The 2,764-nt window shown below is 62.7% G+C and carries 2 protein-coding genes and 1 riboswitch; both genes read right to left on the bottom strand.

All coding sequences use genetic code 11. From position 1 onward, the window contains the following. Positions 1–1,127: trans-sulfuration enzyme family protein (locus AC11W3_RS20485; protein ID WP_484093666.1), on the bottom strand; the 1,127-nt coding region annotated here is incomplete at its 3' end. Between the two features lie 2 nt (positions 1,128–1,129). Further along, the gene (locus AC11W3_RS20480) at positions 1,130–2,272 is read right to left on the bottom strand and encodes a trans-sulfuration enzyme family protein (protein WP_484088948.1); all 1,143 of its coding nucleotides are present in this window, start codon (positions 2,270–2,272) and stop codon (positions 1,130–1,132) included. Positions 2,273–2,344: 72 nt separating this feature from the next. Further along, positions 2,345–2,451: riboswitch (SAM riboswitch) on the bottom strand. Positions 2,452–2,764 lie beyond the last annotated feature (313 nt).

The following is a 2,764-nucleotide window of genomic DNA, read 5'->3' as shown; positions in this document are numbered from 1 at the left end:
AGGTTCTTCTCCATATCCTCGATCAGGTCCTGCGGGTCTTCCAGGCCTACGGAGAGCCGCACCAGGGTCTCCTTGAGGCCGCGCGCCTCGCGCTCCGCCGCGGGCATGGCCGCATGGGACATCATGGCGGGGTAGGAGAGGATACTCTCGACCCCTCCGAGACTCACCGCGAAAGCGGAAAGTTTGACCCCCTCCAGAAGCCTCCTGGTCGTCTCCAGCGTGTCCAGCTCGAAGGAAAGTACCGCGCCGGGGCCGCTCGCCTGCGAGCGATGGATCTCGTACCCGGGGTGCTCGGCGAGGCCGGGGTAATGAACCTTCGTCACCTTCTCTTGTCCCTTCAGCCACTCAGCGATCCGGATCGCGCCCTTCTGGCTCTCCTCCATCCGCACCTTCAGCGTCTTCAGCCCCCGCAGCACCAGCCAGCAGTCCTGGGGACCGAGGACGGCCCCGAAGGCGTTCTGAACGAAGCGCAGCCGCTTGCCAAGCTCCGGGTCCTTGGCCACGGAAAAGCCGCAGATGACGTCCGAGTGCCCGTTGAGGAACTTGGTGCCGCTGTGGAGGACGATGTCGCACCCAAGCTCAAGCGGGCGCTGCAGGTACGGGGTCATGAAGGTGTTGTCGACGATGGTCAAAAGCCCCTTCTCCTTGGCCAGGGCCACGGCCGCCGCCAGGTCGGTGACCTTCAGCAGCGGGTTCGAGGGGGTCTCCAGGTAGAGCGCCTTGGTCTCGGGGCGGATGGCAGCCGCGATGGCCTCGTTGTCGGTGGCGTCAACGAAGGTGACCTGCAGCCCCCACCCCTTCATCACGGTGGAGAGGAGCCGGAAGGTGCCGCCGTAGACGTCCTCGCAGACGACCAGGTGGTCCCCCGGGGCGAAGATCATGAAGGTGGAGCCGATGGCCGCCATCCCCGAGGCGAAGGCCAGGCCGACCGAGCCCCCCTCGAGACCTGCGACCGCTTCTTCCACGGCCTCGCGGGTAGGGTTCCCGGAACGGGCGTAGTCGTACTTGCCGAAGTGCTCCAATGAGCGCTGCGCGAAGGTCGAGCTCAGATATATGGGGTGGCTCAGGGATCCGTATTCGGGATCGATCGGACTCCCGCCGTGGATAAGTTCGGTTGCGAATTTCATGGCTACTCTCCCTCCTCAAAAGCCTGCGCCAGGTCGGCGATCAGGTCGTCCTTGTCCTCGATTCCCACCGACAGGCGGAGCAGGAGGTTGTTGATGCCCAGCCGCTCCAGCGTTTGGGGTTCGATGTCGGCATGCGTCTGGACCTGCGGGAAGGTGATGAGGCTCTCCACGCCGCCCAGGCTCTCCGCGAAGGAGATCAGCCTGGTTTTCATCAGCAGCCTGTCCACCAGGTGCGGTTCGCTGACCTCGAAGGCTATCATGGCGCCGAACCCCTTCGCCTGCCGCTTCATGAGCTCGTGCCCCGGATGCTCGGGGAGGCCCGGGTAGTAGACCTTTCCCACCTGCGGATGCGTCTTCAGCCACAGCGCGATGGCCTGGGCGTTCTCCTGCTGCCGGTCCATGCGGATGGTCAGCGTCTTCATCCCCCTGATGGTGAGCCAGGAGTCCTGGGGGCCGAGTACCGCGCCGACGCCGTTCTGGTGGAAGTAGACCCGTTCGGCGAGTGCGGGATCCTTCACAGCCACCAGGCCGCAGACGGTATCGTTATGCCCGGCCAGGTACTTGCTCCCGGAATAGATGGTGATGTCGGCGCCAAGATCCAGGGGGCGGAGGAGGTAGGGGGTCAGGAAGGTGTTGTCGACCAGGCAGAGGAGGCCCCGGTCCTTGCACAGCGCGGCCAGTCCCCCCACGTCGGCCACCTTCAAAAGGGGGTTGGTGAGCGACTCCACGAAGATGGCGCGCGTGTTGGGGCGGATGGCCTTTTCCACCTCCGCGACATCGCTGGTGTCGAGATAGCTGAAGCTCAGGCCGAACTGCAGGAAGATCTTTTCGAAGAGCCGGTAGCTCCCGCCGTAGAGGTCTTCGGTGACGATCAGGTGGTCGCCCTGGCGAAAAAGGAACATCAGGCTGGTGATGGCCGCCATCCCGGAGGCGTAGGCGAAACCGCGGCAGCCTCCCTCCAACAGGGCGATCCCTTCCTCGAGTGCCTGGCGGGTCGGGTTGCCGGACCTGCTGTAGTCGTAGCCGGTGCTTTGGCCGAGCCCGGGATGCCGGAAGGTCGCCGTCTGGTAAATGGGAACCGTCACAGCCCCCGTCCTCGTTTCCCGATCGAGCCCGATATGGGCCGCCTGCGTTGCTGCCTTCATTTTCCACCTCCAAAAGAAAAATCCCCATCCGGGGTGCGGAAGGGGACTCTTGAGGATCAGTGTGTCCGCGCTTCCTTATCTTCCGGAACGTCGCCGTTCCGCTGGATTTGGCACCTTCCCTTTGAAGGGAGGTTGCCGCGATGTCATAGGGCCAGTCCCTCGATCGCTCTAGATAAGTCGTGCTGGTGACGGAGCCGGAACTCCGTTATGTCACACTACTAATACTGAATCATACCACCGGTGTCAACGATATTTTGCAGGACATGGTCTTCCGCTATCTGAACTATACCCCCAAAAAAGGTTATGCAAGGACCCGCTCTAAACCATGACGCTGACAACGACTCCAAGGTTCAAATCCGATTTTATCCGAAGTCTATCCCGCGCTAACCGCTTTTCCTGTCGCAGTAACGCATGAGGAAAAGCTGATCGCTGTACCGGTCAGCTTTGGCCAGATCGTCTTCAGAGAGATCGGAGCCGGGGACGGGGCGCAGA

This window comes from Geomonas sp., assembly GCF_056994735.1.
Note: the sequence above shows the minus strand (reverse complement) of the source record. Positions and strands in the feature narration are given on the sequence as shown.

Bases quoted from the DNA above. Each gene is read 5' to 3' on its own strand.
- AC11W3_RS20480 (WP_484088948.1), bottom strand. From the start codon at position 2,272: ATGAAGGCAGCAACGCAGGCGGCCCATATCGGGCTCGATCGGGAAACG.